Origin of the sequence: Mesorhizobium sp. M0904 (genome assembly GCF_040319475.1) — a bacterium.
Lineage (GTDB): Bacteria > Pseudomonadota > Alphaproteobacteria > Rhizobiales > Rhizobiaceae > Mesorhizobium.
Map to the genome: position 1 here is coordinate 106,354 of NZ_JAMYOC010000008.1, position 26,780 is coordinate 133,133.

Below are 26,780 nucleotides of genomic sequence, written 5' to 3' on the forward strand. Positions count from 1 at the left end.
AAACGCCGTTCGTGGCGGGCTTTGAACCTCGCCTGGCGTGTCTGCGAGCGCAGACTCAGGGACCGAAGATCACGAGCTCGGTGAACGTCAGATCTCCAGGTGTGGGTGGTCTGGGACCCTTGAAGTATTTCAGCCCCTTGTTGGGGCGGTACCATCCCACCAAACCTGGAATCGGCTCCTTGGCGTCGACAAAGCAAACCAGGATTCCGCTTCGCAAGAGAAAGCGCCCCATGGCACCGGCGCAGCGGCTCAAATCCGCGAGCGAGCGGCAATAGATGACCTGATGGCAGCGGATAAGACCGTGCAAAATCCGGCGCGGCATCAACACCAGGGGGAACGCTGCTCCGTCGCAGATGCAGATCAACGACAGGCACCCCAGCGCGGCGTGTTCCGAGAGTATGTATCTCTCACTCTCGGGAAGCATCGCCAGTTCCGGAAGATCGGGACGCACTTCGACCACGCGACATGGCCGCGGCGCCGAACTTAAAGCCGGCAAGAAGGTAAATTGTCCGCTGGAGAAGAGCCGAAAGCCGAGCGCCCGGTTGGCTTTCAATGTCGCTTGCGCCGGCGAAATGTTCGTGTAGGTCACGTCCTTCCGCTTGAGAACCGCCGCAACCAACATGGCGCCATAGGAACGGAATTCTGCGTCGACTGACCAGCTCGAAAGATTGCAGCGGATTTCCTCGCTCTCCGACCCCTGGTAGCGCGCATAAAGGGTGAGCACAACGCCGACGATCCGATCGGCATGCTCCAAAGCAAAGCCATATTGTGGGAACTCGGCAACCGCAGGCCGCTTTGACAAACGCGTCAGAGCCCGGATCCAGTAACTTCGGTTACGCGCCGGAAAGCCCCTGCACAGACAATCGACCACTCCCTCCCAGTCGGTTTCACGAATTGGTCTGCAGCGAAGACCGGGCGGGAGAGCGCCAAGTACGGCCAAAATTCAACTCCAGAAGACGATTTTACTTACATGTGCCTAATGCGCCCAACATATCAGCGCGCAACGATTAATAGTCCGTGCGGGTTTTAAAAACGATTTTCCACACTCAGCACAAACAGCTCGCCATGACGCTGCTCACCGTCCTGGATCGCGCCGAAAGGTGCGGCCGCCACGGTTGACTTGGCGTTGAATGCGGCTTTACAGGAATGGAGCGCGAACCGATCGGGGACCGTCCTGGTGCCAATCCGGTACCGACAGCTCGAACCCGCTCCTCTCGCGATATCCTAAGTGATTGAAAAATCACCCTGGAGGGATGGCCGAGCGGTTTAAGGCACCGGTCTTGAAAACCGGCGTGGGTGCAAGCCCACCGTGGGTTCGAATCCCACTCCCTCCGCCAGTGACGCTCTTTATCCCGAAAGCAATCTCCCGGGCTTGCATCGAGATGACCGGGACGCGAGCGAGCCCCCGATCGGATTGATTTTTGCGCCGAAATATGGTGCTTCTCCCGCCCATGAATAGGTTATTTTTTGCGCTCCTCGCATGGATGGCGCTGCCTTGGCCGGCCAGCACGGGTGCTGCGTTTCGCAGCAAACGACAATGGTACCGGTTGAAATTCAAATGCGAGACAGCGCCGGACCATATGGAAGTCCTGCAGCTCCGCTACCGGATCGGTGATAAAATTCCGGAAAGCGACTGGCCCAAATACAATCTCTATAACTAGGCATTCGCGACCTGTGGCCGCATTTTGCCGGTGTTTCGGGCCGATCGTCGCAAACTCTGTATATTGCCGACCTTGTTCCAACCAGTCCCTTGACGCGCGGGAACCATACACGTTAGGCCCTCCAGGCATTCGACGCGAACGGTCGGCCAACCAGCAAGGGACTTCCAGTCGATGGAAATTTTCACTGCCGCGGGCTTCTCTGCCCTGCTCCAGGTCATCGCCATCGACCTCGTGCTTGCAGGCGATAACGCCATCGTCATCGGCCTGGCCGCAGCGGGCTTGCCGGTCGAGCAGCGCAAGAGAGCGATTCTCATCGGCGTGGTGGCGGCAACGGTGCTGCGCATCGGTTTTGCCGCGATCACCGTCACCCTGCTGCAGATTGTCGGCCTGCTGCTGGCCGGCGGCATCTTGCTGCTGTGGGTGTGCTGGAAGATGTATCGCGAGCTGCGCACGTCGCATGCCGACGAGATGGAGGCGACCGAAGCGCTGTCCAATTCCGATATCAACAGCGATGACATGGTGGCCGGCAAGGCGCGCAAGAAGACCTTGGGTCAGGCGGCATTGCAGATCGTCATCGCCGACGTTTCGATGTCGCTCGACAACGTACTGGCGGTCGCCGGCGCGGCGCGCGATCACTTCCAGGTGCTGGTGATCGGCCTCGTCCTGTCGATCGCGCTGATGGGCCTTGCCGCGAGCTTCATCGCCAAGCTGCTGCACCGCCATCGCTGGATCGCCTATATCGGCCTTTTGATCATCTTCTATGTCGCACTCGATATGATCTATCGAGGCGCGGTGGAAGTCTTCCCGCATGTCAGCAGTGCGGTGAGCTGACGCATCGACTCGAATTCGCATCGGCCGCGACTTCGATTTCGGCGAGCCTTCGGCGATGCCGGCGGTTGCGTTTCGCCGCAGCCGCTGCCCATACCAATGCGGCAACAACTGTGGTACTGCGCCGCCAATCCTGAATCCGGAAAAGCTTGATGTCCGCCCCTCGCGTCAGTTTCGTCAGCCTTGGATGCCCGAAAGCCCTTGTGGATTCCGAGCGCATCATCACGCGCTTGCGGGCTGAAGGCTACGAGATCGCCCGCAAGCACGACGGTGCCGACCTTGTCGTCGTCAACACCTGTGGCTTTCTCGATTCGGCCCGCGACGAATCGCTCAGCGCTATCGGCTCGGCACTTTCGGAGAACGGCAGGGTTATCGTCACCGGCTGCCTCGGCGCCGAGCCGGACGTCATTCGTGAAAGACACCCCAACGTCCTCGCCATCACTGGTCCACAAGCCTATGAAAGCGTTATGGCGGCAGTGCATGAGGCAGCACCGCCGAGCCACGATCCCTACGTCGACCTTTTGCCGCCGCAAGGGGTCAAGCTCACGCCGCGCCACTATGCGTATCTCAAGATTTCGGAAGGCTGCAACAACCGCTGCACCTTCTGCATCATCCCGGCGCTGCGTGGCGACCTCGTATCGCGGCCGGCCGCCGACGTGTTGCGCGAAGCCGAGAAGCTGGCCAAGGCCGGGGTCAAGGAGATCCTCGTCATCTCGCAGGATACCAGCGCCTACGGCATCGATATCAAATACCAGACCAGCATGTTCGGCGACCGCGAAGTGCGGGCGAAGTTCCTCGATCTATCGGAAGAACTGGGCAAGCTCGGTGTCTGGGTGCGCATGCACTATGTCTATCCCTACCCGCATGTCGCAGACGTCATCCCCCTGATGGCCGAAGGTAAGATTCTTCCCTATCTCGACATTCCGTTCCAGCATGCCTCGCCGCAGGTGCTGAAGAACATGCGCCGGCCCGCTCATGGCGAAAAGACGCTCGAGCGCATTCGCAGCTGGCGCGACGTCTGCCCGGACCTTGCCATCCGCTCCACCTTCATCGTCGGGTTCCCCGGCGAGACGGACGACGATTTCGAGATGCTGCTCGACTGGCTGGACGAGGCGAAGATCGACCGCGCCGGCTGTTTCAAATACGAGCCGGTCAGAGGCGCCCGCTCCAACGAGCTCGGCCTCGAGCAGGTGCCGCAGGAGATCAAGGAAGCCCGCTGGCACCGCTTCATGCAGCGCCAGCAGAAGATTTCGGCAACGCAGCTCACCAGGAAAATTGGCAAGCGACTGCCGGTCCTGATCGACGAGGCGCATGGCAATTCGGCCAAGGGCCGGACCAAATACGACGCGCCCGAAATCGACGGCTCGGTCCATATCCAGTCGCGGCGGCCACTGCGCGCCGGCGACATCGTCACGGTCAAGATCGATCGCGCCGACGCTTACGACCTCTACGGCTCGGCCGTCTGATTCAGTCCGAAATGAAAGGGCGCCTCGCGGCGCGCTTTCGTTACGATGTGCTTCCGGTTGCTTATTGCGGCAGCTTGTCGTCGACGCCCTTCACGTAGAAATTCATGCCGAGCAACGTGGCGTCGTCGGCGACCTCGCCCTCCTTCAGCCAAGGTGTGCCGTCCTGCTTGGCGATCGGCCCGGTAAAGGGGTTCCAGCCGTCGGCGATCTTCTTGGTGGTGGCTTCGGCCATCGCCTTGACGTCGTCGGGCATGTTGGTGAACGGCGCCAGCTTGACGGCGCCGTCCTTGATGCCGAGCCATACATTGTCGGGCTTCCAGGTGCCGTCGAGTGCCGCCTGGACCCGGCTGATGTAGTACGGGCCCCATTCGTCGGTCAGTGCGGTCAGCTGCGCGTGCGGTGCGAACTTGATCATATCGGAGGACTGGCCGAAGCCGTGCAGCTTGCGCTCCTCCGCCACCTGCAACGCAGCGGTCGAGTCGGTGTGCTGGACGATGATGTCGGCGCCTTGGTCGAACAATGCCTTGGCGGCGTCGGCTTCTTTGCCCGGATCGAACCAGGAGTTCACCCAGACGATTTTGGCTTTGAAGTTCGGATTGATCGACTGTGCGCCTAGCATGAAGGAATTAATACCCATCACCACTTCCGGGATCGGGAAAGAAACGATGTAGCCGGCGACCCCCGACTTCGATTGCTTGGCGGCGATCTGACCAAGTACGTAACGGCCTTCATAGAAACGCGCATTGTAGATGCCGAGATTTTTGGCGGTCTTGTAGCCAGTGGCGTGCTCGAACATCACCTTGGGGAATTTTTTGGCGATCTTCACTTCCGGGTCCATGAAGCCGAAGGATGTGCCGAAAATGATCTTGCATCCCTCGCGCGCCAGGCGCTCGAAGGCGCGGTCGGCATCGGGGCCTTCGGAGACGTTTTCGAGATAGGCGGTCTCGACCTTGTCGCCGAGTGCCTTTTCCACCTCGAGGCGGCCCTGGTCGTGCTGGTAGGAGTAGCCGAAATCGCCGATCGGGCCGGTATAGACCCAGCATGCCTTCAGCTTGTCCGCCGCCTCAGCTGAGGCCGCCAGCGACAATGCGGCCGTCGTCGCCAGCAGGGCAATAAGCAGTTTTTTCATTTTGTTACCTCTCTGAGTTAAGCCTTGGAGCTTCCGTCTTTTTGTTGTCAACGATCCGGAACGAATGGCTGGCCCAAGGAGGCCGGCGTGTTCATCATCGTCAAACGCTTGTTGCGTGAGATTAGAACGAGAACCACGACGGTTGCCAGATAGGGCAGCGAAGAAAGCAGTTGCGAGGGGACCGGAATGCCGAATGCCTGTGCATGAAGCTGGCCGATCCAGACCGCGCCGAAAATATAGGCGCCGGCCAGCACCCGCCACGGCCGCCAGGAAGCGAAGACGACCAGAGCCAGCGCGATCCAGCCGCGGCCGGCGGTCATGTTCTCCACCCATTGCGGCGTGTAGACCAGCGATAGGTGGCCGCCGGCTAGGCCGGCACAAGCGCCGCCGAAAATCACTGAGAGATAACGATAGCGGATGACATGGATACCAAGCGCATGGGCCGATGCGTGGCTGTCGCCGATCGAGCGCAGCGTGAGCCCGGTGCGGGTTCTGAACAGGAACCACATCACGGCAGCGGTCAGCGCGATCGAGATGTAGAAGATTGGATCCTGGCCGAACAGCAGCCTGCCGACGACCGGGATTGCGGTCAGGCCGGGAATGTCGAGGTTTGGCAGCCTCTCGCCAGGCTGGCCGACAAAATTCGTCCCCATCATGCCGGAAAGCCCGAGGCCGAGCAGTGTCAGCGACAGGCCGGTTGCCACCTGGTTGGTGGCCAGCGACAGCGTCATGACGGCGAACAGAAGCGAGAACACTGCCCCCATGGTGATTGCCGCCAACAGCCCTATCCAAGGCGAGCCGGTGAGATAGCCGGCGCCGAAACCGCCGACGGCACCCATGATCATCATTCCTTCGACGCCGAGATTGAGCACACCCGAACGTTCGACCACCAGTTCGCCGATCGCCGCGATCAGCAGCGGCGTCGCCGCCGTCGCGATCGTCAAGAGGATGTTGACGGTGACGTCCATCAGCGGGCTCCCTCCAGCTTCGGCGCTGCCTCGAGCTTCGGCGCGGAAAAGCCGATCAGGCGAATGCGGTAATGGATGAGCGTGTCGCAGCCGAGCACGAAGAACAAAAGCATGCCCTGGAACACGCGCGCCACCTTGTCGGAGATGCCGAGCGCGCTTTGCACTGCCTCGCCGCCCAGATAAGTCAGCGCCAGCACAAGGCCTGCGGCGACGATGCCGAGCGGATTGAGCCGGCCGAGGAATGCCACGATGATAGCGGTAAATCCGTAGCCGGGCGAAATCACCGGCTGCAATTGTCCGATGGCTCCCGAGACCTCCGAAATCCCGGCAAGTCCGGCCAGTGCGCCCGACAGCAGGAAGGCAAAGAAGACCATACGGTTAAGGCCAAACCCGGCGAAGCGCCCTGCCCTCGGGCTTGAGCCGAGCACGCGGACCTCGAAGCCTTTCAGCATACGGCTCATCAGGATCCAGATCAGTATCGCCGCGACCAACGCGAAGACAAATCCCCAGTTTGCCCGGCCGGATTCCGGGAGGAGTTCCGGCAGTATGGCCGAGTCGTTGAACTGGATGGTTTGCGGGAAACCGTGGCCCTGCGGATCGCGCCACGGCCCGCGTACGAGCCAATCCAGGAAGAGCTGGGCGACATAGACCAGCATCAGGCTGGTCAGGATCTCGTTGGTGTTGAAGCGCGTCTTCAGCAGTGCCGGGATTGCAGCATAGGCAGCCCCACCGACCATGCCGAAAAGAAGCATCAGCGGCAGCACCAATGGGCCTTCGAACTGCGGAAACAGCACAGGGAAGATCGAGCCGACAATGCCGCCCAGGATGAACTGACCTTCGGCGCCGATGTTCCAGATGTTGGCCTTGTAGCAGACCGACAGTCCGACCGCGATCAGGATCAGGGGGGCGGCCTTGATCGCCAGCTCATGCAACTGCCAGACCTGGCTGATCGGTTCGATGAAGTAGATGCGGAACGCAGTCAACGGGTTGACGCCGAGCAGCGCGAACATGATGGCACCGGCTATGATCGTCAAAACGAAAGCGATGAAAGGCGAGAGTGCCGAAAACAGCATCGAGCGCTGCGGGCGTTTTACAAGTTCGAGGCGCATCAAGCCGTCTCCAGCGTATGTTCGGCATGACCGGGTTCGGCGCCGCCCATCAGCAGCCCGATTTTCTCGAATGTCGCTTCAGCTATCGGCAGCGGCTTCGACAGTTCGCCATTGTGCATGACCGTGATCGCATCGGAAATCTCGAACAGCTCGTCGAGGTCCTGGCTGATCACCAGCACCGCCGAGCCGCTGCGCGCCAGTTCGATCAGCGCCTGGCGGATGTGGGCCGCCGCACCCGCATCGACCCCCCAGGTCGGCTGATTGACCACCAAGACGCTTGGCCGGCGGTCGAGTTCGCGGCCGACGATGAATTTCTGCAGATTGCCGCCCGAAAGGGCCGCAGCCTCTGGGTCCGGCGCGCTCTTGCGCACGTCCATTGCCTTTATGATGCGTTGAGCAGCGGTATAGATCGCATCGCTCTTGACCATTCCACCGGCGCCGACAAACATCTTGCCGTCGGTGGCGTGGCGCGACAGAAGCAGGTTTTCCGAAAGCTTCATGCGCGGTGCTGCGCCGTGGCCGAGCCGCTCTTCCGGAACGAAGGCAGCGCCCATCAGGCGCCTGCCGGTGATGGCGAGGCCGCCGGCATCCTTGCCGCGGATGCGGACCGAGCCGGTATCCTCCTGCAGCACCTCGCCGGAAACGGATTCGAAGAATTCACCCTGGCCGTTGCCGGCCACACCGGCAATGCCGATCACCTCGCCGGCCCGGACTTCAAGATTGATGTTCCTGAGCGGGATCGAGAACGGGGTCGCCGGCTTGCGGGTGAGTTCGCGGATTTGAAGCAGCACCGGCGCGGTCTCGATACCCTCGGCCGGCGCCCGCACCACGGCCTGGACCTCGTTGCCGACCATCATCCGCGCCAACGAAGACGCGGTTTCCTGGCGCGGATTGCAATGGCCGACCACCTTGCCGTGACGCAGCACGGTGGCGCGGTCGCAGATGCGTTTGACTTCTTCCAGCCGGTGCGAAATGTAGAGGATGGACTTTCCTTCCGAACGCAACCGTTCGAGCGTTTCGAACAGCTTATCGGCTTCCTGCGGCGTCAGCACCGAAGTCGGCTCGTCGAGGATGATGAGTTGCGGCGTCTGCAGCAGGCAGCGGATGATTTCGATCCGCTGACGCTCGCCGACCGACAGATCACCGACCAGCGATAGCGGGTCGAGAGGCAGGCCGTAACTGTAGGAGAGCGCCCTCGCCTTGGCCGCGATCGTGCTGATCGGCGAGCCGTCATCCAGCGACAGCGCGATGTTCTCCGCCGCCGTCAGCGCTTCGAACAGGGAAAAATGCTGGAAAACCATGCCGATGCCGAGCTTTTTTGCGGTGCCTGGGCTGGTGATCCTGACCGCCTGGCCATTCCAGAAAATCTCGCCAGAATTCGGTTCCAGCGATCCAAAAAGCATTTTCACCAGCGTCGACTTGCCGGCGCCGTTCTCGCCAAGCAACGCATGGATCTCGCCCTTGGCGATGTTGAGATCGACATGGTCGCAGGCTGTCAGCGTGCCGAATATCTTTGTGAGGCCGCGAACCTCAAGCAGGTTTGCGCCGTCCTGATCTGCACTCACGGTGCCTCCATCTGGTTTGCCAGACATGTTCTGTGTTCCCGCAAGCATCGTATGCGCGCCCTGCTCTCTACGGTAAGCGCCTCACGACTTGAAAGAGCTTCAAGAATTTCAGCGGAAACTCAAGCGGTAAAGAGCAGTTCGCAAGAACGGCGGCGTCGGCGGGCCGAAACTGCGGGCGCTCAAGGGATAAGTATCGTTGTCCCGGTGGTCCTGCGCCCTTCGAGATCGGAATGCGCCTTGCCGGCCTCGCTGAGCGCGTAACGCTGGTTGATCTTGATCTTGACGGCGCCGCTGAGCACCACGTCGAACAATGCGGCGGCGGAAGCCTCGAGGTCTTCGCGCCTGGCATTGTAGACGAACAGCGTCGGCCGCGTTGCGAACAGCGAGCCCTTCTGCGCCAGCAACGAGATGCTGAAGGGCGGGATCGGCCCAGACGATTGACCGAAGCTGACGAACGTGCCGAGCGGCCGCAGGCAATCGAGCGAGGCTGGAAACGTGTCGTTGCCGACCGAATCATAGACGACGTCGCATTTCTTGCCACTGGTGATAGCCGCGACGCCGGCAACGAAATCCTGTTCGCGATAGTTGATCACGTGGTCGAAGCCATGCGCCTTCGCGAGTTCGATCTTGTCGGTCGAGCTCGCGGTGCCGATCACCGTCGCGCCGAGATGCTTGGCCCATTGACCGAGGATCAGCCCGACACCGCCGGCCGCCGCATGAAACAGGATCGTGTCGCCGGCTTTCACCTTGAATGTACGGCGCAACAGATATTGGGCCGTCATGCCCTTTAGCATCATCGCCGCGGCCTGTTCGTCGCTGATGCCGTCCGGCACCTTCACCACTCGGTCGGCAGCGATCACGCGCTGCTCGGCATAGGCGCCGGTGGTCACGGCATAGGCGACGCGATCGCCGGGTTTGAGCCAGTCGACATCCGAGCCGACCTTCAAGACCACGCCGGCCGCCTCGCCGCCGGGGATCAGCGGAAATCCGCCCTGCGGCGGATAGAGGCCCGAGCGATAATAGACGTCGATGAAATTGAGACCGATCGCGCTGTGCTTGACCAGGATCTGTCCCGAGCCTGGCTGCCCGGGATCGGCGTCCTCATAGGTCAGGACCTCCGGACCGCCATGGGCATGGATGCGGATCGTTTTGGACATTTTCAGGCTCTCTTGGGATCAGGCTTTCTTGTCCGGCTTGGCGCCGAGATTTGGAAAGAACTGCATGATAGCGCCGATGCAGGCGAGGTAAAGCCCGGTGACCGTAATCCCGATCTTGATGAAATCGCTGACCTGCTCGCCCAGCACGCCGATCTGGTCGTAGAAGGAGGCAAGTGCCGCCTGCGCCAGCGCCAGCGCGCCGAAAGCGCACCAAAGCAGCGTCATGCCGAGATTGATTGGCCGCAGCCGCTTCACCCGCACCGGATGGATGAAATTGATCGGCACGAAGGTGAGAATGCCGGCCACCACGACCACGGCGAAGGAAACCCATTGTCCTGGTTCGATGACGAACAGCGTGAACACCACCATGTTCCAGACGACCGGAAAGCCTTTGAAGAAATTCTCCTTCGTCTTCATGCCGGTATCGGCATAGTAGATCGCGCTCGACACCACGATTATCGCCGCAGACAGGAACGACAGGCGCTCGCCCATGAAGCCGCGCTGATAGAGCGCGAAGGCCGGAATCAACACGTAGGTCACGTAGTCGATGATGTTGTCGAGCAGTTCGCCCGACCATGTCGGCAGGATTTCCTTGACGTCGAGCTTCCTGGCGATCGGCCCGTCGATGCCGTCGACGAAAAGCGCCAGGCCCAGCCACCAGAACATCGCCGTCCAGCGCTGCTCGCTTGCCGCCACCAGCGACAGAAACGCCAGGAATGAGCCCGACGCGGTCAAGAGATGGACCGAGAACGCCCGCGCCTGAGGCCATGTGACTTTCTTCTTCGGCCGCGGAATCCGGTCGGCGATTTTCCTGGCCGTCGTCTTCTTGCTCACGGGCCCCGCCAATCCAGCTTGCAGATTTCGGCCGAGCGGCCAGCAAAGTTCCAGTTGCGGCCAAAGGCCCGCATCTTGCTCTTGTCGGATTTGGCGACGATGATTTCCGGCGCAATCCAGTATTCCGAATTGCTGATGACCGTATCCTTGTCGCGATCCTTGCCGGTGATCGGCGTCACCGCACCATCGATAATCTTCGGTATCTGGAAGATACGTGTTTTCTCACGCGTCTCGTAGGTGATCGGCACCTGCTCGACGCCGAGGAACTGTCCGACCAGGATGGAGAGCAGCGATGTGGTTCCACCGGCCTTGCCGGTGAATATCTTCGTCAGTCCCTTCACAGCGTAAACCGAGGCGCGCTTGTCGATGAAAAGGCCGGCCGTCCAGTTGCCGCGGCTCATATAGCCGGGGATTTCCATGATCAGCCCAAGATTGAGACCGGACAGGTCGACCTCGCCGAAATGGCCGGCATCGATGCGGAACCCCGCCCAGGTTTGGCAATAGCCTTCCGTAGGCGGATGGTTGCCGAGCGACAGAACGCAAGGGCAAAAAACCGTGCAATTGCAGGAGAGGACGAGTTCTCCCTTCATTGCCCAGTTTTGGTCTGTCATCGAATTGTCCCCCTCATGTCGAGACTACTAGTAGCGCTGCTGCCCAGACAAGCAGTATCGCACCGGCCAGCCGCGTCGGCAGATTGCCTGCCGTCTGTTTTTCGACCAGGCTGAACAAGCCGATCAGCGCCATCCAGAACACGTTCATCACACCGACGGCAAACATTACCAGCATTAGAGCCCAGCAGCATCCAAGGCACCACAGGCCCTGCTTCATGCCGAGCCGCAAAATACGAATGGGCCTGGCGCTCCAGTTGGCGAACAGGACCGAGAACGGATTTCTGCACTTGTCCAGACAGACTCCCTTCAGCCAGCTGAACTGATAGAGACCAGCGATCGACAGCGCGGCTGCCCCGGCAATTCCAACCAGCGGATCGAGCATCTGCCCGGATGAGGCGAATGCATGGATTGCGAGCGTCAGGGCAGCGAACATTGCCGAGGCGACAAGCCAGACGCTCAAATATCCAGCGACCAGGATCAGCGGATGGACGGCCGGCTCCCTCTTGATCCGGGCGGTATCCGCGATCTCGCAATAGGTGCGGATCATCGGCGCCGCGGAGGGCAGCATGGTCGCGATGGCCATCAACAGCCACATCGCGGTGAGTGCCCCGCCTTGCGCGCCTAGGCTTGCGCGAAGCGGCGCCGGCGCAAGGCAGAGGGCGAAGAAACGCGCAAGGAAATCCGGCAACGGCAGTAGCTGCAGGTATTCCAGCACGGCGTCGCCGGGTACGTCGGCGCCCGGGAGCCGGCTCACCGCCCCCCGAACTGCCATTGCGCCGAGAAAGAGCCAGGCAAGGGCAACGCCCATGCCGGCAACAACGCTCACGGTCAGTCGAGGGCTGCGCGCAACGCTCGCCATCGCGCGGCCGGTACCGTCGAGGTGGCTGAAATCGTCTTGTTGGCCGGTCATGGCAACCGAATGGGCCGAATCGCCGCGTTGATCAAGCGGCATCACCTGACCTATATGGACCAGCAGGTCGGACAGGCCTCACCTCGCAATCCGGAAGCCGAATTTGAACCACCGGGAAACAGCACGGATACTGGTCGCCGGCAGCGGCCCTGCGGGGCTGATCGCGGCGCTTGGCTTTGCCGAGGCGGGCTTTCCCGTGACGCTCGTCGGACCCGACGCTGCCGGCCCCGACGGCCGGACGACAGCCTTGATGAACCCTGCCCTAAAGATGTTCGAACGGCTAGGGATCTTCGACGGAATCAGGCCGCACGCAGCGCCGCTCAAGGTGATGCGTATCGTTGACGCAACCAACCGGCTGATCCGCAGCCCGACAGTGACCTTTCGCGCCAGCGAGATCAACGAAGAGCAATTCGGGCTGAACTTGCCCAACAGCGTTCTCAACCGCACGCTAGCCGAGGCTGTCGCGCATTCGGGCATCGAATGGCGAAAGTCGATGGTGGAGGCATGGCGCCTCGATGCCGACCATGCACATGCCGTTCTCGCCGACGGTAGCGAGATCGAGGCATCGTTGGCAGTTGCCGCCGATGGCCGTCAATCGCCGGCCCGCGAGGCAGCCGGCATCCGGACCTCGGTCCGATCCTTTCCGCAGGCGGCGCTGGTGCTCAATTTCGGTCACCGCAGCGACCATGCATTCACCTCGACCGAATTCCACACCGAGACCGGTCCGTTCACACAGGTTCCCCTGCCCGGCAACCGGTCCAGCCTTGTCTGGGTGCTCGAACCCGAAATCGCCAAGGATCTTGCAGCACTCGACGAGGCGGAGCTTTCGACGCGGGTCGAACAGCGGATGCAATCGATGCTGGGCCGCGTGTCGGTTGAGCCCGGCCGGCAGGTCTACCCACTTTCAGCGGTGAGCCCGTGGCGGTTTGCGCATCGCCGCGTGGCACTTGTCGGTGAAGCCGCCCACGTGTTTCCCCCAATCGGCGCGCAAGGGCTTAATCTCGGCATCCGGGACATTGACGACCTGATTGGTACCGCAAGCAGAAACCGCTCGGACCCGGGCGCCGCCCAGGCGCTTGCAGCCTATGATTTCAAGCGGCGGCCGGACATTCTGGCGCGCAGCAGCGCGGTCAACCTACTGAACATGTCGTTGCTTTCCGACATGCTGCCGGCCCAGCTGATGCGCAGCGCTGGTCTTGGCGCGCTTGAGGGGTTTGCGCCGTTGCGGGCGTTTTTCATGCGCGAGGGTCTTCGACCCGGCAGCGGTTTTGCGGCGTTTTTTGGCGGATTGCGAAAAGCGGCCGCGCGATAGCGATCGTGGCGCCGCCCTTGATCCGCATCTTGTGATGCTCAAACCGGCATCAGTTGATCGGGATTGAATTGACGCGGCGTCTGCGCCAAATAATGACGATGTCGACCGTAAGGTCTGGGCCGATCTTTGCCTGACCGGTGCGTAAGAATCTAAAGTCCTGGAGCGTTTCCTTGCGTGTTCCAGGATGCGTGGCGTTCAAGAAGTTCAAGTGGTGAGTGCGATGAAGACAGCCAAATTCTCGATCGGACAGGTGGTTCGCCACCGGCTGTTTCCGTTCCGCGGCGTCATTTTCGACGTCGATCCGCAATTCGCCAATACCGACGAATGGTACGAGGCGATCCCCGCTGACGTGCGGCCGCGCAAGGACCAGCCCTTTTATCATCTGCTCGCCGAGAATTCGGAGACGGAATACATCGCCTATGTGTCCGAGCAGAATTTACTCGAGGACCGGTCGGGCGAACCGGTCCGGCATCCGCAGATTGGTGAAATGTTCGACAAGAAGCCCGACGGGCGCTACGAGCCGAAGCACCAATTGAGACATTGACTTAGTCGGGATCTGGCTGGGCTCGGACAGGCTTGAGACAAGTCTGGACCCGATAATCAGCCGATTCAATAAAAAAGCGGGGCATGAACCCCGCTTTTTGTTTTGTTCGAAAACCCGTCGATCAGTTGGCGGCCTTCGCCTTTTCCTGTTCTTCCTTGAGCTTCTTGGCAAAATCCTGATTGTTCTTGGCGACGAACTCCTGGAGCTTCTTCTGTCGGTCCTCGATGTCCGACTGCTGCAGCGGCGGGCCGTCGAAGGCGCCGCTGAAGCCGGTCAGCGCGATCTTGATCGGGTTCGGCTGGTTCTGGAAATTGACCGAGGTCAGCGTCAGGTTCGAACCTTTCTTGAAGGACGCGACGAGCTGATCGGTCAGCGGCACTTCCGCCACGCAGCGATCCGGGAAACAGATCACGTACTCGAGCTTCTGCGCCTTGCCGGCGTCGATCTGGAGGCCGATGCCGGGAGGAACCAAACGGCCGGTCGGAACCGTCACCTGGAACACCTTGCGGTTCACCTTGCCCTTCAATTCGATCAGGCTGACGCCGGTGATGAGCTGACCATTGCCGGCGGTGGTGATGTTCTGGACATTGCAAATGTCGACATCTTCCTGCTTGGTGCAGGCCTTGAACCAGCCTTGCGGAATCTGCTGTTGCTGCTGCGCGACAGCAGCGGGAATCCCGGCGCCCAGAATGCCGACCACGCCAGCGGCCATGACCGACAGGCGGTACGCGTTGCTGTTCAGGCTCGTCATGTCGTGCATTCCTCTCAAATGATCCCGGGACCGGCTTTTTTCATGCCGTGTGGTCCAGCTACCTGTTGCCGAAATGAGGCAACAGAATGACTTCGGACGGCGTGTTACACTGCAAGCGACGCCGAATCCAGCCCGGGCCACGCGAATCTTGGCCGAGGGACTGGGTTGAGGGATTGGCCGGTGCACGACCGGCTCATGTATGCTGCGCATCGAATCGGGAAGGAGACGGTCATGGGCCGCGTTGTCGTTTGGCTGATCGCCACAATCTTGTTTGTCGGCCTTTCCCTGCAGCCGGCCCTGTCGGAACCGAAGCACGCGCTTGCCATGCAGGGCGAGCCGGCGCTGCCGGCCGACTATGATCATTTCAACTACGTCAATCCCGACGCGCCGAAAGGCGGCAGCATTACCTATTGTGTCGTCGGCAGCTTCGACAATCTCAATCCGTTCATCCTGAGAAGTCTGCGCACCACCGCGCGCGGCATGATGGATCAAGCTTTTGGCAATCTTGTCTTCGAGCCGTTGATGCAGCGCAACTACGACGAGGCCTTCAGTCTCTACGGCCTGCTCGCCGATACCGCCGACATGGATCCCGAGCGCAAGAGCATCGAATTCCACCTCGATCCCAGGGCCAAATGGTCGGACGGCGAGCCGGTGACGCCGGAAGACGTGTTGTTCACCTATGATGTCTTCACCGAGAAGGGCCGGCCACCTTACAGCCAGCGAATGAAAGCGATCGCCAAGCTCGAAAAGACCGGCGACCGCAGTGTGCGCTTCACCTTCAACGAAAAGGCGGACCGCGAATTTCCCCTAATCATTGCGCTGACGCCGATCATCCCGAAACACGCGTTCAACAAGGACACTTTCGACAGGACGACGCTGAAGCCGGTGATCGGCAGCGGGCCTTACACGGTGGCGCAAGTCGTGCCCGGCCAGCGCATCGTGTTCAAGCGCAATCCGGACTATTGGGGCAAGGACGTGCCGTCCAAGCGCGGCTTCGACAATTACGACCAGATCACCATCGAGTATTTCCTCAACGCCAACGCCAAGCAGGAAGCGTTCAAGAAAGGCATCTGCGCCATCGACGACGACAGCGACCCGGTCAAACGCGAGCGCGATCTCGACTTTCCGGCCTTCCACAGGGGCGAGGTCATCGCCGAAACTTTCGATACCGGCATTCCGCCGGTGTTCAACGGTTTCCTGTTCAACACGCGGCTGCCGAAATTTTCCAATCCGATCGTGCGGCGCGCGCTCGGCATGCTCTACGACTTCGAATGGGCCAACAAGAATCTGTTCGGCGGCAAATACACGCGCACGATGAGTTTTTGGCAGAATTCCGAGCTGTCCGCGCTCGGCCACCCGGCCAGCGAAAAGGAAAAGGCCCTGCTGGCCCCCTACCCCGGCCGCGTGCCCGCAGATGTCATGGACGGCACCTACAGGCCGCCCGTTACCGATGGCTCCGGCCAGGACCGCAAGGTGCTGAAGGCGGCATTCGAGCTGCTGAAGAGCGCGGGCTATACGGTGCAGGACGGCGCGATGCTCGATCCCCAGGGAAAGCCGTTCGGTTTCGAGATCCTGACCGCCTCGCAGGACGAAGAGCGACTTGCCGCTATCTATCAGCGCACGCTTGAGAAGCTCGGCATCGATGTCAGCATTCGCAGCCTCGACGGCGATCAGATCCAGTCGCGCAAGCAGCGTTTCGATTTCGAGGTGCTGGTCGGCTCGACCGGTTTCAACAACTCGCTGTCGCCCGGTATCGAGCAAGCCGGGCGCTGGGGATCCGCTGCCGCCAAGGCCGAAGGCTCGTTCAACCTAGCGGGTGTCGCCGACCCAGCAGTGGACGCGGCGATCGAGGCGATGTTGAGAGCTCGCTCGAAGGAGGACTATGTCGCTGCTGTCCGGGTCCTCGACCGGCTGCTGATCTCAGGCAATTACATGGTGCCGACCCAGCACAACAACCAGCAATGGCTCGCTTATTGGAACTATCTGGAACATCCGCAAAAGACGCCCATATACGGTTATCAGTTGCCGACCTGGTGGCGCAAACCGAAGTGACCTCTTCAGAACAGGAGATCAAGATGAACGACGAGAACTCGATTACCGTCGATGTGGTCTCCGACGTCGTGTGCCCCTGGTGCTTTATCGGCCAGAAACGGCTCGACAAGGCGATTGCCGCCGTCGACATCGACGTTCACATACGTTGGCGGCCCTTCCAGCTCGACCCGACGATTCCGCCCGAAGGCAAGAACCGCCGCGACTACATGGTAGCGAAATTCGGCAGCGAGCAACGCATCCGCGAGATCCATGCCCGGATCGAGCCGTTGGGCGAGGCTGAGGGGATTTCCTTTGCCTTCGACGCCATCAAGGTCGCGCCCAATACGCTGGATGCGCACCGGCTCATTCGCTGGGCCGGGACGGCCGGCGAGGCCGTTCAGAACCGGCTGGTGCGCCGGCTGTTCCAGCTGAATTTCGAAGAAGGCGCCAATCTCGGCGATCATGCCGTGCTGATCGAAGCCGCCCGCGAGGCCGGCATGGATGCCTCCGTCGTCGAAACGCTTCTGTCGACGGACGCCGATGTAGAGGCGGTGCGCACCGAAATCGCCACTGCTTCGCGCATGGGCATATCGGGCGTGCCGTGCTTTCTGCTTGAAGGCAAATATGCGGTGATGGGCGCCCAGGACGCCGATACGCTTGCCGATGCGCTGCGCCAGGTGGCTGCGGCCAAGGCACGCGGCGAACTGGAGACGGCGAACTGAGCCGGACTATTTTCGACTATTTCACCGTCACCTTGGCCTTGCTGACGAAAAAGCCATGGCCATGCTTGCCGGTTCAGGTCAATCCCTTGGTGGAGGACTGGCAGGAAAACAGCCCCTTGCTCCAGCTGTTGCCGTAGGCCTTGCTCGCCCGGGTTCGTGATCTGTGTCGGAATCGATGTCGGTCCGCATCCTGGACGTAGGGGCAACGTCGTTGCTTGGCTGATTACGGGCTCTCCCGACAAGGCGGCTTCACCCACGAATCATACAGGTCGCGTTCTGGCCGCCAACGAGGTCGGACCTGGCCGTAAGGGCGCGCTGAAGATCGGTTCAGGCTGTGAAGATCGACCGCTGGACGGCGCTTCTACGTTCACAAAGCTGTGTGAGGGCCTTCCCCAAGGGAAGGTCCCTACTTTCTCCGGCGTAGGCAAGTAACGTATTGAAATTGCATTGATATCAAGCGCCTAGAATTCCGACGGCACAGCCCCGTGATCATCCACTCTGTTGCTCCACTGCAACGGCCGGCGAGTTAAGCCGCCCGCGGCTGGTGAAAAGCTAATGGAAAATGATCAATTGGTGTTACTGTCCGTAATAAAAGAAAAATCGTTTGGGCGGGATAGTGATTCGGGTCGATAGACCAACGCGACATTCAATATCGGAAAAATGGCTCCGCGGTGCCGCAAGGCAGTCGCCCCTTACGCCCGTATCGTCGATGCGCAGCTTCTGGGGCCTGATGCGGGCCTACTGGTTTTCGGACAAGTGGGTGGAAGCCTGGACCTTGACGCTGGTGATCGCCCTGCTCACCGCGCTCTCCAGCAAGTCAGGCGTGTGGTTTGCCGTAGCATCCGGAGAGCTGGTCAACTCGATCGCCTTTTTCCATGATGCCGCGAACACCACCCCGCTTCAGACACTGCTGGCCAATGCCGGGATACTTGTCCTCCTGGTCTTGCTCAAGGATGCGGGTTTTACCGGTATCCGCAGCCTGGTGTCCGCAACGTTGCATCGCAAGTGGCGCGGCTGGCTGGACAGCCAGTTCAACGAAGCCCTGCTTGATTCCAATCACACCCATTTCCACGCTCAGCATGGCTCGTCAGGTGCCGCCGCTCCCGACAATATCGACCAGCGCATCCAGGAATCGATCAAGGATATGACGGGCGGCGCCATCGGCCTCGCGATGGGGGTTTTGGCCGTTGCTACTTCATTGTATTTCGTCGGCCAGCAACTGCTTGCACACTCGGCGGAGGTCAAAGGGCTGGAGTTCCTCGGCAGCTATGGCAGCGCCGTCCTCGCCTTTCTGGCAGTCGCCACCTACGTGCCGTTGAACACCTGGATCGCCGTCAAGCTGGGCAGGCTGCTGGAACGGCTCAATGTCAGGATGCAGCAGGCCGAAGGCAGCTATCGCGGCGAGCTGATCACCTTTCTGCGCCGCAGTTTTCATGTCGCCGCATCGCAAGGGGAGAACGTGCAGAAGGCAGTGCACAGCCAGCGCTATGTCGACATCGACCGCACCTGGGCGCGGCTGAACATCGTCAACACAGGCTACAATTCGTTCGAGCTGATCTACAATTTCATCGGTGCCCGCATTGTCGCCTACGGGCCAGGCTTGGTTCCCTTCATCCATAACGGGTTCGATCTCAAGGGCTACATAACCGGCTCCGAGATGGTCAACTCGCTGATCAGTCAATGCTCGTGGTTCATCCATGTCATGCCTGCCATCGCCGCGCTGCGGGCCAACAGCCAGCGCGTCACCGAACTCGCAAACGCGATCGAAAACGTTCAGCACCCGCAGGAATTTTATCAGCAGACCGGCCGCTCCGATTTTCGCTACGACCGCCAAAACCCTGTTTTCGGCCTGACCATCCAGAAACTAGAGCTGGCGCATCAGGGCGAGGACGCAACGCCCTTCCTGAGTGCCGCGAACTTGCGCTTCCGGCGTGGCGAATGGACTTTCCTGAAGGGCGAATCCGGTTGCGGCAAGACCTCGCTGATCAAGGCGATCAACGGCCTTTGGCCCTATGGCCGCGGCACCATCGTCTTCCCGGAAGGGGTCAGGAGTTTCTACGCCGCCCAGGAGGTGAAGCTGCAGCAGGTTTCGCTGAAGCAATTGGTCTGCCTGCCGGGTTCCGAGCATGATTATCCCGACGTGCAGGTCGCATCCGCCCTGCACAAGGCCGGCCTCGGCGATTTCATCGAGCATTTGGCCGATGAGAGCCGTGAAGGAAAGATCTGGGATCAGGTTCTCTCGGGTGGGCAGAAACAGAAGCTGGTTGTCGCCCGTATCGTGCTGCAGCAGCCGGGATTGCTGTTCCTCGATGAAGCCACTGGCGCTCTCGATCCCGATGGACGGATCGCCTTCCACCAGGCGATCAAGGACAATTGCCCTGATGCAACTGTGATCTCGATCATGCATGAGGCGACGCCGCCGAGATCGCTCGCGGGCACCGAATTCTACCACAGCGTCGTTGCGATCGCCGACGGCGTCGCCACCAAGAAGCCGCTGGTTCCGAGCTTGCCGGTCGAGCTCACCACCATCCTCACGCAGCCGACGCGGCCGGCCGAGGACAAGTGGCTGCGCTTTCCCCGCCGGCTTAAGCAGAGATAGCTGCGGCACCGTTGCCAGCATCCAGCCAGCCTGCCACGTAGCCCGATCACAGTCTCGCGATCCAGTCGGTTTGCCGCCGTTTTAACCCGCTCTCGCGATTGACTTGGCAAGGCGCGCTCCTATGTTGCGCCGGCTTGCAGAATCTCAATCCGAACTCGCGAGCAGAAAGGTCACCGCGCCATGCCTGGCGACAGTCACAGTCGAACGCAACCGCCGTCCGCTTGACGTGATCTGACAGGCTCACGTCCTGCCGGACGGCAAGGAGTGAGCCATGAACGAGTTTTCCCCCGTTGCGGGCGGCGACGCCGTCGCCATCGCCCGCGTACTTGCCAACGAACACGTCGCCGACATGGTCGAGGCGCTGAACCAGGAGCCCCGCGAGACGGCATCGGAGCTGCTTTGCGAAGTGCCGTTCGAGCGGCTGGTCGAGATCTTCGACCAGCCGAAGCTCAACGGCGCATCCGAACTCGTCGAGGCACTACCCCGCATCAAGGCAGGCAGACTGCTTGCCGCCATGTCGGTCGACCGCGCCGCCCACATACTGCGCGATCTGAACGAACCGGCTCGTTCCGAGCTGCTCGGCGGCCTGGCGCCACCGCTGCGCGCGACGCTGCTTGCTATTCTCGGCTACCCCGAGGGCAGCGCCGCCTCGCTCATGACGACTGAATATGTCAGCGTGCCGCCGGACTGGAGCGTTGCCCGCACGCTGGATTACATTCGCAAGGTCGAGCGGACGCGCGAAACCGTCTACGCGATCTACATCGTCGATCCGCAAACGCAGGTCCTGTTGCGCTCGACCAGCCTGCGTCGACTGATCGCTGGCGAACCCGACGAGCTGATCATGGCAATAGCGCCGGATCGTGCGCCTATCACTGTTTCACCGCTGACCGATAGTGAAAAGGTTGCTCAGTTGATCTCCAAATATGATCTGCTCGCCGTCCCGGTCGTGGACAACGGCAAGCTCCTCGGCATCGTCACCATCGACGACATTATCGATACGATGATCTCGGAAACGACCGAGGACGTGCATCGTTTCGGCGGCATGGAGGCTCTCGACGAGCCCTATATGAAGATGGGTTTTCTGGCGATGATCCAGAAGCGCGCCGGGTGGCTGTGTGCGCTGTTTATCAGCGAGATGCTGACCGCCAACGCGATGCAGAGCTACGAGGGCGAGCTGGAAAAGGCGATCGTGCTGACCCTGTTCATTCCATTGATCATGAGCTCCGGCGGCAATTCCGGCTCGCAGGCGACCTCGCTCGTCATCCGAGCCCTGGCGCTGCGCGAGATCGGCCTTGGCGACTGGTGGCGGGTGGCCCTGCGCGAGCTGCCCACCGGCCTGGTGCTTGGCTCGATCCTTGGCGTAGTCGGCGTCTGCCGCATCGCGCTCTGGCAATATTTCGGCTTCTACGACTACGGCCCGCACTGGCCGTTGATCGCAATGACGATCGGCGCCACGCTGGTTGGCATCGTCGCCTTCGGCTCGCTGTCTGGATCAATGCTGCCGTTCGCCCTGAAGCGCGTCGGCTTCGACCCGGCCAGCGCATCAGCCCCGTTCGTCGCCACGCTGGTCGACGTCACCGGGCTGGTGATCTATTTTTCTGTGGCGCTTGTGATCCTGCGCGGAACGTTGCTGTAAGATCACGCACTTCCATCGCGGCAATCTCGTTGCCGCGATGGTCGTCGTCGCGTCAGACGCGCTCACCATCCCTCACCCGGTAAGTCGGTTTGTACATGGTGACGAGTTCTTCCGCCGCGGTCGGATGCACCGCCATGGTGCGATCGAAATCATCTTTGGTCAGCCCGGCCTTCAGCGGTATGCCGAGAAGCTGCGCCATTTCGCCGGCGTCCGGCCCGAGGATATGGGCGCCGAGGACTCTTTTCGAGGCGCCGTCGACGACCAGCTTCGTCAGCATCTTTTCATCGCGGCCGGAAAGCGTGTGCCGCATCGGTCGGAAGGTGGCGCGGTAGATTTCAAGATCCGAAAAGTGCTTTGCCGCCTCATCCTCCGACAGGCCGACTGTGCCGATCTCGGGCTGTGAAAAGACTGCGGTAGCGATCGTGTCATGGTCGGGCGCCATCGGATTGTCCTTGAAGGCGGTCTCGACGAAGCACATCGCCTCGTGGATCGCCACCGGCGTCAATTGCACGCGGTGGGTGACGTCACCGATCGCCCAGATGTTGTCGATGTTCGTGCGGGAGTATTCGTCGACCTGGATTGCCCCGGTTTTGGTCATCTCGATGCCGACGCCTTCCAGGCCCATGTTCTCGGTGTTGGGAATGCGGCCGATGGCGAGCATGACCTGATCGACCGTCAACACGGTGCCGCCGGTGACAAGCGCGTCGAGCCGGCCGTCAGGGCGCTTCCTGACCCACTCGGACACGGCGTGGCAGAGGATTTTTATCCCCTTCTTTTCCATCGTCTCGTGCAGCATGCGTCTGAGGTCCATGTCGAAACGGCTGAGGATCTCCTTGCCGCGATAGACCAGAGTCGTGTCGACGCCCAGCCCATGAAAGATATTGGCGAATTCGACGGCGATATAGCCGCCGCCCTCGATCATGATTGCCTTCGGCAGCTCCTTGAGGTCGAAGGCTTCGTTGGAAAAGATGCAGTGCTCATGGCCGGGCAATGCCGGATGCGGCGCCGGGCGCCCGCCGGTAGCGATCAGGATCTGGTCGGCGGTAACGGTGCGATCCTCACCGAGAAGATGCACCACATGCGGATCGACCAGGGTGGCGCGCGAATGAAAGACCTCACCGCCGGCGCCCTGCACGTTCTTCTTGTAGACGGCCTCCAGCCGGCTGATTTCGCGGTCCTTGTTGGCGACCAGCTTCTGCCAGTCGAAATGCGCCTCAGGCACCGTCCAGCCAAAACCGGCAGCGTCGGCGAAATGCTCGGGGAATTGCGAGGCGTAGACATAAAGCTTCTTCGGCACGCAGCCGCGGATCACGCAGGTGCCGCCGTAGCGAAATTCCTCGGCAATGCCGACACGCTTGCCGAGTAGAGCAGCGACGCGCGCCGCCCTCACCCCGCCGGAGCCGCCGCCGATGACGAAAAGATCGTAGTCGTAACCGGCCATGGCTGAACTCCTTGCCCCTCAAACATCGAGACAAGTAGGCTGCCGACTATCAAAAGAAAAGCCCGGACTTGCCGGGCTTTCTGGTCCAGTGGCGGTCAGGCCGCTCGGAAGTCCGCAATCAATTCGGTGTAGCGTCCGCGGGAGCTGCGCCATCGGCCGGAGCGGTACCGTCGGCGGGTGCAGCCGGCGCCTTGGCATTCGCCGCTGCACCCAGGGTCTCGCCGACCTGCTGGGCGAGATCGCGAGCCAGGCCGTTCTGCCAGATGTCGGCAGCCTTCACCAGTTCGCGCGTCACGATCGGGCCGTTGTCGAGCAGCTTCTTGCCGGAATCGGAATTGTAGAAGGCGGCGATTTCATTGAGTTCCTTTTCCGAGAACACCTTTGCGTAGGCAAGCGCTGCTTCCTTTTCCAGGTCGGCGCGGCGCGATGCCAAGGCCATCGCCTTCTCGTTGATCGTCTTGGCGATCAGTTCCTGCATGTCCGGGTTCTTCTGGATAAGCTGCTGCTCGAGCGCTGCGGCCGCTTGCGGCAGGATGTTGTCGAACGCATCCGTCGCATGGATCGCCGCGACCGCGGCACGCGCCGCCTTCAGATGCGCATCAGTGACGTCCTGCGAAAACGCCGGCGACGAAAACGCGAAAACGGCCGAGGCCGCCAGAATGGCAAAAAAGCAGCCAACCCGGTTATGCAACATCATGATCGGTAAAACTCCTTGGTTTTCGGGCGGCATGGACGGTTTGGATGCCGTCGCCGCCGGCTATGATGGCCGTTGTCGCCAGCCCGATGAAAAGACCATGCTCGACCACGCCGGGAATGGAGTGGAGAGCATTCGAAAGCGCTCTTGTATCCGGAATGCGGCCAAAAGATGCATCGAGGATAAAATGGCCGCCGTCTGTAACAAATGGCTGGGTCCCCGTCATCCTCAATGTAACAGGGCCGGAAAGGCCCAGGTTTGCAGCCGCCACGCCAACCGCAATTTCGGTGGCGCGCAGGCCAAACCGGTTGACTTCGATGGGCAGCGGAAAGCGGCCGATCATCTCGACCATCTTGGAGCTGTCGGCGATGACGATCATGCGGGCGGAGGCCGCCGCGACAATCTTCTCGCGCAGCAGCGCGCCACCGCCGCCCTTGACCAATGTCAGCGCCGGATCGATCTCGTCGGCGCCGTCGATGGTGAGGTCGAGCTCCGGTGTTTCCTCGAGGGTCGACAGCGGCACACCAAGCTGGGTGCAAAGGACGGCGGTGCGCTCCGAGGTCGGCACGCCGATGACAGTCAGGCCGGTGGCGACCTTGTCGGCGAGCAGCCGCACGAACTCATCCGCTGTCGTGCCGGTGCCGATGCCGAGCCGCATGCCATCCGTCACATGGGCCAGCGCTGTCCGCGCGGCCTCAACCTTCAATTGCCTCGCATCCATGCCGGGCCCCAAGATTTGTTTAGGCGCTCGTAGCATTTTTGCCGAGCTGGTCAAAGGACCTTGCCCGCGGTGGATAAGCCGGCTTGCCTGAACGGGCGGCAGCGGTTATCGCCTGCCGGCAATCGAATCGTCACAGGACAGGCCATGACCCGACCGACCATCGTGTTCGACCTCGACGGGACGCTGATCGACACGGCGCCGGACCTGCTCGACAGTCTCAACCACAGCCTTGCCGCCAGCCAGCTCGCGGCCGTCGACGAAGTCGGCTTCAAGCGTTTCGTCGGCCATGGCGGCCGCGTGATGATCGAGCGCGCCCATGCAGCGCAACACAGGTCGCTGGCCGTGGAGGAGCACGATCGCCTGCTAAAGCTGTTTCTGGACCATTACACCGTTAACATTCCCGGCAAATCGCGCCCCTACCCGGGCGTTCCCGAGGCGATCGCACGGTTCGAGGCAGCCGGTTACCTGCTGGCCATCTGCACCAATAAATATGAGGCCAATTCGGTGGCGCTGATCGAGGCGCTCGGTATGACCAGGCATTTCGCGGCGATCTGCGGCCAGGACAGTTTTCCGTTCCGCAAGCCCGACCCGCGCCATCTCACGCAGACCATCGCGCGTGCCGGCGGCGATCCGCACCGTGCACTGATGGTCGGTGATTCGCAGACCGACATCGACACGGCAAAGGCCGCCGGCATTCCGGTAGTGGCAGTCGATTTCGGCTACACCGATCGTCATGTGCGGGAGTTCGAACCATCGGCGGTGATCTCGCATTTCGATTCGTTAACGCTCGATCTGGTACAAGGGCTGATGGCCGCGGCAGAAGGCTGAAGCCGGTCATAGTCCAGACGGCCAGATGACGGCCGACAAGTGGTTGACTTCGCAGGCCGGCCTCCCTTATATCGCGGCGCGCTTGGCCTTCGGGCAACGAGCGGGCGATTAGCTCAGCGGGAGAGCACACCCTTCACACGGGTGGGGTCGCAGGTTCAATCCCTGCATCGCCCACCATCTTTTCGGCACTTAGCCATCACCGACGGGGAAGGCTGCCGTGATCGAGAACCAGCGCATGATCGCATTGGTTTTCCGTGCGCTTTTTCCGCAAGCTATAAGACTGACAGGCACACTTACGCTTGGCACAATTGCCGGTCTGGACGATCCGCAAGCCCGAGTCCGGGAACAAACCCGTATGTAGATGAGTTTCTGCTCATCGAAATGTGAGGGAAAGCCATGTCCAGACTTGTTTTGGCGGCCGCCGTGCTGCTTGTCGGCGGATCGGCCTTTGCCGCGGACGAAAATCCGGTGCCGCCGCAGAATGCCAAGAAGCTGTCGGAAATCATCGCCAAGGTCGAGCAGCGCGACGACTTCCGCTACATCAAGGAAATCGATTGGGACAGCGGCGCCTACACCGTCATTTATTTCACGAACGACAAGGCGAAAGTTGAAATCACCTATGATCCGGTGACAGCCGCGCCGAAATGAGGCTGGCCGCCAACGGTCCAGATTCTAAAAAATGGCGCTCCTCGAAGGCCCGCGGCCTTCGGCACACCCTTGCGTAGATATGACTTTGATGGCTGACTGGGTGCTATCATTGCGCGCGGGGGTGGGCATGGCGACGGTAAAGCATGTATTGAAACGCTTTCTGATGATGCTCGCGGGTTATTTCATAGCGGTATTGGTTGGGCTGATCGCGGTGGCGGCGATCTATGGCGGGCTGAGTTCGCTGCCAAACGCGCCGAATTATTTCGACGTCATGGGTGTCACCCCCGTTGCGGTGCTGCTGTTGCCGCCGCTCGGGATGTTCATCTATTTTCTGACGATCGTGATGACCGGCCTGCAGACGCTGATCTTCGCACTGATTGCCGAGTTTTTCTCGCTGCGCAGTTTTTGGCTGCACATGGTCTTCGGCGCGGCGGCCGCGGTTGGCGGCTTCGCCTTGATCCGGCCCAGTGTACCGGACGACACGAACCCGGAGCGCTGGGCCGATATCGGCATCATTGCCGCGGCAGGCGTTGTCGCGGGCTTGGTCTACTGGCTCATCGCCGGACGCGATGCGGGTTTCCGGCGTCCACTGTTTCAGCGCTAGAACCGCATTCG

General features: G+C 61.1%; 24 protein-coding genes, 2 tRNA genes and 1 pseudogene. 14 read left to right on the top strand and 13 right to left on the bottom strand.

Translation table 11 applies throughout. The features are described from left to right. Nucleotides 1-55: 55 nt before the first annotated feature. Nucleotides 56-940, bottom strand: coding sequence for a GNAT family N-acetyltransferase (locus NKH80_RS10845; protein WP_254817218.1), 885 nt, complete (start codon nucleotides 938-940; stop codon nucleotides 56-58). 307 nt (nucleotides 941-1,247) lie between these two features. Here NKH80_RS10845 and NKH80_RS10850 point away from each other — a divergent pair. The 4 genes and pseudogenes from NKH80_RS10850 to rimO all read left to right on the top strand — a co-directional run bounded on the left by NKH80_RS10850 (nucleotide 1,248) and on the right by rimO (nucleotide 3,955). Then, nucleotides 1,248-1,337, top strand: a tRNA-Ser gene (locus tag NKH80_RS10850). Nucleotides 1,338-1,505: 168 nt separating this feature from the next. Further along, nucleotides 1,506-1,661, top strand: a pseudogene (locus NKH80_RS10855) (DUF930 domain-containing protein); the annotation flags it as partial. Nucleotides 1,662-1,832: 171 nt separating this feature from the next. Continuing rightward, nucleotides 1,833-2,492: a TerC family protein gene (locus NKH80_RS10860; protein WP_352689318.1), complete on the top strand. Its 660-nt coding sequence runs from the start codon at nucleotides 1,833-1,835 to the stop codon at nucleotides 2,490-2,492. A gap of 149 nt (nucleotides 2,493-2,641) precedes the next feature. Beyond that, nucleotides 2,642-3,955 (top strand): 30S ribosomal protein S12 methylthiotransferase RimO, encoded by a 1,314-nt coding sequence (gene rimO / locus NKH80_RS10865; protein ID WP_352508442.1) that lies wholly within the window; start codon nucleotides 2,642-2,644, stop codon nucleotides 3,953-3,955. Nucleotides 3,956-4,016: 61 nt separating this feature from the next. Here the strand turns inward: rimO and NKH80_RS10870 are convergent, their stop codons facing one another. The 8 genes from NKH80_RS10870 to NKH80_RS10905 all read right to left on the bottom strand — a co-directional run bounded on the left by NKH80_RS10870 (nucleotide 4,017) and on the right by NKH80_RS10905 (nucleotide 12,280). Continuing rightward, on the bottom strand, nucleotides 4,017-5,084 hold the full coding sequence (locus tag NKH80_RS10870; RefSeq protein WP_352508441.1) for a BMP family ABC transporter substrate-binding protein: 1,068 nt from the start codon (nucleotides 5,082-5,084) through the stop codon (nucleotides 4,017-4,019). A gap of 47 nt (nucleotides 5,085-5,131) precedes the next feature. Next, the gene (locus NKH80_RS10875) at nucleotides 5,132-6,052 is read right to left on the bottom strand and encodes an ABC transporter permease (protein WP_352508440.1); all 921 of its coding nucleotides are present in this window, start codon (nucleotides 6,050-6,052) and stop codon (nucleotides 5,132-5,134) included. Then, nucleotides 6,052-7,164 (bottom strand): ABC transporter permease, encoded by a 1,113-nt coding sequence (locus NKH80_RS10880; protein ID WP_352478850.1) that lies wholly within the window; start codon nucleotides 7,162-7,164, stop codon nucleotides 6,052-6,054. The genes NKH80_RS10875 and NKH80_RS10880 overlap by 1 nt, the downstream gene beginning before the upstream one ends. Continuing rightward, nucleotides 7,161-8,753 (bottom strand): ABC transporter ATP-binding protein, encoded by a 1,593-nt coding sequence (locus tag NKH80_RS10885; RefSeq protein WP_502896087.1) that lies wholly within the window; start codon nucleotides 8,751-8,753, stop codon nucleotides 7,161-7,163. The genes NKH80_RS10880 and NKH80_RS10885 overlap by 4 nt, the downstream gene beginning before the upstream one ends. Nucleotides 8,754-8,905: 152 nt before the next feature. Continuing rightward, a complete protein-coding gene (locus tag NKH80_RS10890) occupies nucleotides 8,906-9,883 on the bottom strand; it encodes a quinone oxidoreductase family protein (RefSeq protein ID WP_352508438.1) in 978 nt (325 codons plus the stop codon). 18 nt (nucleotides 9,884-9,901) lie between these two features. Then, nucleotides 9,902-10,678 carry a phosphatidylcholine synthase gene (gene pcsA / locus NKH80_RS10895; RefSeq protein WP_502893794.1) on the bottom strand — a complete coding sequence of 259 codons (777 nt, stop codon included), beginning with the start codon at nucleotides 10,676-10,678 and terminating at the stop codon, nucleotides 9,902-9,904. Between the two features lie 35 nt (nucleotides 10,679-10,713). Then, complete coding sequence (locus NKH80_RS10900) at nucleotides 10,714-11,328, bottom strand: DUF1326 domain-containing protein (protein ID WP_352703944.1); 615 nt, start codon at nucleotides 11,326-11,328, stop codon at nucleotides 10,714-10,716. A gap of 13 nt (nucleotides 11,329-11,341) precedes the next feature. Continuing rightward, nucleotides 11,342-12,280 carry a DUF2182 domain-containing protein gene (locus NKH80_RS10905; protein ID WP_352689320.1) on the bottom strand — a complete coding sequence of 313 codons (939 nt, stop codon included), beginning with the start codon at nucleotides 12,278-12,280 and terminating at the stop codon, nucleotides 11,342-11,344. 61 nt (nucleotides 12,281-12,341) lie between these two features. Here NKH80_RS10905 and NKH80_RS10910 point away from each other — a divergent pair, with 61 nt between their 5' ends. Beyond that, complete coding sequence (locus NKH80_RS10910; protein WP_352508435.1) at nucleotides 12,342-13,550, top strand: UbiH/UbiF family hydroxylase; 1,209 nt, start codon at nucleotides 12,342-12,344, stop codon at nucleotides 13,548-13,550. 220 nt (nucleotides 13,551-13,770) lie between these two features. After that, nucleotides 13,771-14,094 (top strand): heat shock protein HspQ, encoded by a 324-nt coding sequence (gene hspQ, locus NKH80_RS10915; RefSeq protein ID WP_023675043.1) that lies wholly within the window; start codon nucleotides 13,771-13,773, stop codon nucleotides 14,092-14,094. A gap of 121 nt (nucleotides 14,095-14,215) precedes the next feature. On the opposite strand, the gene NKH80_RS10920 is transcribed toward hspQ, so the two are convergent. Beyond that, complete coding sequence (locus NKH80_RS10920; RefSeq protein ID WP_352478856.1) at nucleotides 14,216-14,845, bottom strand: invasion associated locus B family protein; 630 nt, start codon at nucleotides 14,843-14,845, stop codon at nucleotides 14,216-14,218. Between the two features lie 231 nt (nucleotides 14,846-15,076). On the opposite strand from NKH80_RS10920, the gene NKH80_RS10925 reads away from it, so the two are divergent. The 4 genes from NKH80_RS10925 (at nucleotide 15,077) to mgtE (ending at nucleotide 21,833) form a co-directional block, all read left to right on the top strand. Beyond that, nucleotides 15,077-16,897, top strand: a complete 1,821-nt coding sequence (locus tag NKH80_RS10925) for an extracellular solute-binding protein (protein WP_352508434.1) — start codon at nucleotides 15,077-15,079, stop codon at nucleotides 16,895-16,897. Nucleotides 16,898-16,920: 23 nt separating this feature from the next. Further along, nucleotides 16,921-17,598 carry a DsbA family oxidoreductase gene (locus NKH80_RS10930; RefSeq protein WP_254817233.1) on the top strand — a complete coding sequence of 226 codons (678 nt, stop codon included), beginning with the start codon at nucleotides 16,921-16,923 and terminating at the stop codon, nucleotides 17,596-17,598. Nucleotides 17,599-18,307: 709 nt separating this feature from the next. Then, nucleotides 18,308-20,197: an ABC transporter ATP-binding protein/permease gene (locus NKH80_RS10935; RefSeq protein WP_352478859.1), complete on the top strand. Its 1,890-nt coding sequence runs from the start codon at nucleotides 18,308-18,310 to the stop codon at nucleotides 20,195-20,197. A 271-nt stretch (nucleotides 20,198-20,468) separates the two neighbouring features. Further along, complete coding sequence (gene mgtE, locus NKH80_RS10940) at nucleotides 20,469-21,833, top strand: magnesium transporter (protein WP_352991502.1); 1,365 nt, start codon at nucleotides 20,469-20,471, stop codon at nucleotides 21,831-21,833. A 52-nt stretch (nucleotides 21,834-21,885) separates the two neighbouring features. Here the strand turns inward: mgtE and gor are convergent, their stop codons facing one another. From gor to rpiA, 3 genes are all read right to left on the bottom strand, one after another. Next, on the bottom strand, nucleotides 21,886-23,274 hold the full coding sequence (gene gor / locus NKH80_RS10945) for a glutathione-disulfide reductase (RefSeq protein ID WP_352991505.1): 1,389 nt from the start codon (nucleotides 23,272-23,274) through the stop codon (nucleotides 21,886-21,888). 118 nt (nucleotides 23,275-23,392) lie between these two features. Beyond that, nucleotides 23,393-23,971 carry a DUF2059 domain-containing protein gene (locus tag NKH80_RS10950; RefSeq protein ID WP_352991508.1) on the bottom strand — a complete coding sequence of 193 codons (579 nt, stop codon included), beginning with the start codon at nucleotides 23,969-23,971 and terminating at the stop codon, nucleotides 23,393-23,395. Beyond that, nucleotides 23,958-24,689 carry a ribose-5-phosphate isomerase RpiA gene (gene rpiA / locus NKH80_RS10955; protein ID WP_352806752.1) on the bottom strand — a complete coding sequence of 244 codons (732 nt, stop codon included), beginning with the start codon at nucleotides 24,687-24,689 and terminating at the stop codon, nucleotides 23,958-23,960. Before rpiA ends, NKH80_RS10950 begins: the two co-directional genes overlap by 14 nt. 144 nt (nucleotides 24,690-24,833) lie before the next feature. On the opposite strand from rpiA, the gene NKH80_RS10960 reads away from it, so the two are divergent. The 4 genes from NKH80_RS10960 (at nucleotide 24,834) to NKH80_RS10975 (ending at nucleotide 26,769) form a co-directional block, all read left to right on the top strand. Further along, nucleotides 24,834-25,517, top strand: coding sequence for a phosphoglycolate phosphatase (locus NKH80_RS10960; RefSeq protein ID WP_352689325.1), 684 nt, complete (start codon nucleotides 24,834-24,836; stop codon nucleotides 25,515-25,517). Nucleotides 25,518-25,619: 102 nt separating this feature from the next. Next, nucleotides 25,620-25,694: transfer RNA gene (locus NKH80_RS10965), tRNA-Val, on the top strand. Nucleotides 25,695-25,913: 219 nt separating this feature from the next. Continuing rightward, nucleotides 25,914-26,165, top strand: a complete 252-nt coding sequence (locus NKH80_RS10970; RefSeq protein ID WP_352801578.1) for a PepSY domain-containing protein — start codon at nucleotides 25,914-25,916, stop codon at nucleotides 26,163-26,165. Between the two features lie 127 nt (nucleotides 26,166-26,292). Further along, nucleotides 26,293-26,769 (top strand): hypothetical protein, encoded by a 477-nt coding sequence (locus tag NKH80_RS10975; RefSeq protein WP_352991607.1) that lies wholly within the window; start codon nucleotides 26,293-26,295, stop codon nucleotides 26,767-26,769. Nucleotides 26,770-26,780 lie beyond the last annotated feature (11 nt).